This is a genomic window from Streptomyces sp. NPDC002884 (genome assembly GCF_040295245.1).
Classification (GTDB): Bacteria; Actinomycetota; Actinomycetes; order Streptomycetales; family Streptomycetaceae; genus Streptomyces.
Genome location: NZ_JBEOVB010000092.1, coordinates 1 through 3,594, shown reverse-complemented (window position 1 = coordinate 3,594; position 3,594 = coordinate 1). Strand labels below are relative to the sequence as shown.

4 protein-coding genes are annotated in these 3,594 nt (G+C 70.6%); 3 read left to right on the top strand and 1 reads right to left on the bottom strand.

From position 1 onward, the window contains the following. Together ABT070_RS46055 and ABT070_RS46050 are read left to right on the top strand one after the other, a co-directional pair. Positions 1–183, top strand: a 183-nt coding sequence (locus ABT070_RS46055; protein ID WP_351769332.1) for an adenosylhomocysteinase, incomplete at its 5' end; no start/stop codon positions are given. A 192-nt stretch (positions 184–375) separates the two neighbouring features. After that, positions 376–990, top strand: a complete 615-nt coding sequence (locus ABT070_RS46050; protein WP_351769330.1) for a hypothetical protein — start codon at positions 376–378, stop codon at positions 988–990. A 16-nt stretch (positions 991–1,006) separates the two neighbouring features. Here the strand turns inward: ABT070_RS46050 and ABT070_RS46045 are convergent, their stop codons facing one another. Continuing rightward, the gene (locus ABT070_RS46045) at positions 1,007–2,152 is read right to left on the bottom strand and encodes an RDD family protein (protein WP_351769329.1); all 1,146 of its coding nucleotides are present in this window, start codon (positions 2,150–2,152) and stop codon (positions 1,007–1,009) included. A 130-nt stretch (positions 2,153–2,282) separates the two neighbouring features. Here ABT070_RS46045 and ABT070_RS46040 point away from each other — a divergent pair, with 130 nt between their 5' ends. After that, entirely contained in the window at positions 2,283–3,290 is a 1,008-nt protein-coding gene (locus ABT070_RS46040) for a stage II sporulation protein M (protein ID WP_351769328.1), read from the top strand. Positions 3,291–3,594: the final 304 nt, after the last annotated feature.

Here is a 3,594-nt window from a genome sequence, read left to right as displayed (position 1 = left end):
TTCACCAAGCCCGAGGAGTACCCGACCGACGTCTATGTGCTGCCCAAGCACCTCGACGAGAAGGTCGCCCGCCTCCACCTCGACGCACTCGGCGTGAAGCTCACGACGCTCCGCCCCGAGCAGGCCGCGTACATCGGTGTCGAGGTCGAGGGTCCCTACAAGTCGGACCACTACCGCTACTGAGTCCGCAGCTCCACCCGCTGAGAGCGCGTCCGTGCACGGACGCGCTCTCAGCACCAGGCAGGACCTCCGAGGCAGGCCCCCGCACCCCCGTGCCGGGGGCCTGCCCCTTCGGTCCACGGCCGGACCGGCCGTCAGCCTGCCCGGCCGACCCGTCGAGACGGCCTGACCCACCCGTCACACCCCAGGACCCCCATGCCCCGCGGCCGATATTCGCTCCACGATCCGCACGATCACACCCCCCTCGCACACGAGCACTTCCAGTGCGCCCCCGGCCCCTCCGGCTGGCGCTACGTCTCTCGACTGACCAGCCCCACCGGCGAACACACCGGATCCGTCGACCTCACCCTCGACGACCTCGGCCGCCCCCTCCGCCTCGAACTCCACGCGAGCAGCTGGCAGGTACGCGGCGCGGCCCTCGACGGCGTCACCTGGGTCCGCACCGACCCCACCGGCACCCAGGCCACGGAAGGCAATGTCCCCGCCCACGCCTTCACCGGCACATCCCCCGCATTCCTCATCGCCACCAGCCGGCTCCTACGCCTCACCCCCTCCTCCTCGGCAACCCGAGTACGCCTCGTGGCCTTCACCGATCCGGTCCTCGCCCCGCGCACCGTGGACCAGTCCTGGGCCTTGCTGAGCAGAGAAGCACACGCCACTGACAACGGCCCCCTGACCGTGGACGAATACCAGGTCACAGCCCTGGACACCGGGGAACAGCACGCGGTGCACATCGCCGGAGACGTGGTTCTCGCAGCCCCCGGCATCGAACTGGAAGAACTCGAGACACCCCCGTCCACCTTCGACTGAAGCCGCTCCGGCGGCGCTACGCCGGCGGCACGAACCCAGTGGCCGGCCCCTGGCCGGGATCGGCAGGCGACTCCTCCACCGGCGCCGCGGGCCGCCCCCCGTCCCCCGACGGAACCCCAGCACCCCCAGCAGCCGACTGCACCCCAGCAGGCCCGTACGCCACCGGCGCCCCGTACGCAGGTGCGTACGGCATAGGCGACGGGTACGGCGCGGATGACGGATAGGGCCCGGGCGCCCCGTACGACGCAGGCGGTCCGTAGGGCGCGGGTGACCCGTATGACGCCGGCGGCGCGTACGGCGTGGGCGGTCCGTATGGCATGGGCGGCTCGTACGACGTCGGCGGGCCGTAGGTCCCTGGCGCACCACCCACCGCTCCGACCTCACCCTCGCCCCCGGGCCACCCCGCCACCGGACCGTTCCCGAAGGCCCGCCGGGCCTCTCGGACCTGCCGCTCCTGCACCACCGCCGCCAGATACGCGGCCGCCGGCACCCCTTGCGGCACCGGCGTCCCCGTACGCGCGGCGAGATCTCCGGCCAGCCGCTCCGCCATCGCCCGGCCGACCTGCGGATCCAGCTGGTTCATCCGCCCCAGGTACTGCCGGACCGCCAGCCACAGCCCATCCGGCACCGATGAGAGATCAAGCGCCTGGAATCGGCCCGCCAGCCACGGCGGAGGCGGCGACACGAAACCGGACCGCGCCACGGGCACCCGCTCCCGCACCACCAGCGTCCCGGCGAAGACGTCCCCGAGCCGTCGCCCCCGCGCCGACACGAGCGAGGCGATACAGGCCACCACCCCGATCGTCAGCAGAATCTCCACCACACCGAGCGCGCCCCGCACCAGCGCGTGCCGGAACCGGATCGGCCCACCGTCGTCCCGCACCACCCGCAAGCCGCACGCCAGCTTCCCGAGCGACCGCCCATGACTGAGCGTCTCCACCGCGATCGGCCCACCGACCAGCACCAGCAGAAACGTGGCGATCGACAGCGCGATCTGCGCCGCCTCGTCCAGGGATGCCGTCGCCGCCACCAGAGCGATGGCCACGACGACGTAGACCACGAAGGCCACGGTCAGGTCCAGCAGCATGGCCAACGCCCGGCTGGGCAGCCTGGCAGGCCGCAGCTCCAACGCCACAGCCTCGCCCGTCACCAACTCGCTCACGCCCGTAGTCCCTTCCCTGGCCCACCCCGAGAACGGCCAGTCTGCCAAGCTGAGGGCGCATCGCGCCGCAGTAGGACAAGCTGACATCCATCACCGGCCGCCGACGAACAGCCGAGGAGCAGGCACACCGATGGACCTCGACGTCTTCGTCTCCGCCCACCGAGCCGAATGGGACCGTCTCGACGCGCTCCTGAGTCGCCGGCGCAGCCTCACCGGCGCCGAGACCGACGAACTCGTCACCCTCTACCAGCGCACCGCCACCCACTTGTCCCTGATCCAGTCCAGTGCCCCCGACCCGCAGCTGACCGGCCGGCTCACCCAACTCGTGGCACGCGCGCGTAGCGCGGTGACAGGGACCCGCCGCGCCTCGTGGCGCGACGTGACGCGCTTCCTCACGCAGGGCTTTCCCGCCGCGGTCTACAGGTCACGCCACTGGTGGGTACCCACGGCACTCCTCTCCACCGCCGTCGCCGTCCTTCTGGGCTGGTGGATCGGTACCCACCCGGAAGTCCAGTCCTCCATAGCGGCCCCCGACGAACTGCGCGCGCTCACCCGACCCGGCGGCCTGTACGAGACGTACTACTCGAGCCACCAGGCCGCGGCATTCGCCGCCCAGGTCTGGACGAACAACGCCCAGGCAGCCGCCATGTGCCTGGTCCTCGGCGTCTTCCTCGGCCTGCCGGTCCTCTGGATCCTCTTCCAGAACATGCTCAACCTCGGCATTGGGGCCGGCCTCATGTCCTCGGCGGGCCGGCTCGACACCTTCCTGGGCCTTGTCCTCCCGCACGGCCTGCTCGAGCTGACCGCGGTCTTCGTCGCTGCCGGCACCGGGCTCCGGCTGGGTTGGACGGTCATCGACCCGGGCCCGCGCACCCGGCGCACCGCCCTCGCGGAAGAGGGCCGAGCCGCGGTCGGCATGGCGATCGGCCTGGCGGTGGTCCTCTTCGTCTCCGGCGCCATCGAAGGCTTCGTCACTCCGTCGGGCCTACCGACATGGGCCCGCATCACCATCGGCATCGCAGCCGAGCTGGCCTTCCTGACGTACGTCTACGTCCTCGGCGGCCGAGCCGCCCGGGCCGGGGAAACGGGTGACGTCGAGGCAGCCGAGCGCAGCGCCGAGGTGCCGACGGCCGCCTGATGTGCGGACGGCCCCGCTGGGCTGCTAGTCTCCTCTTCGCCCCACAAAAGCCGTTGACACGGAGTGCGTGGGGAGGTAGATTTGAACAGTTGCCTGGAACTGGACAGCGTCCGGTCGGCAGCGGTTAGTATCTGTCAGCCTCTTGAATCCATGATTCCGCAGAGGCACCCCCGATAAGTCGGAAAAGAATGGCCGGTCAGACCGGCCTGGAACTTCTGATAAAGTCGGAACCGCCGGAAAGGAAACCGCGAAACAAAAGCGGGAACCTGGAAAGCACCGAGGAAATCGGGTCGAGAAAAGATCT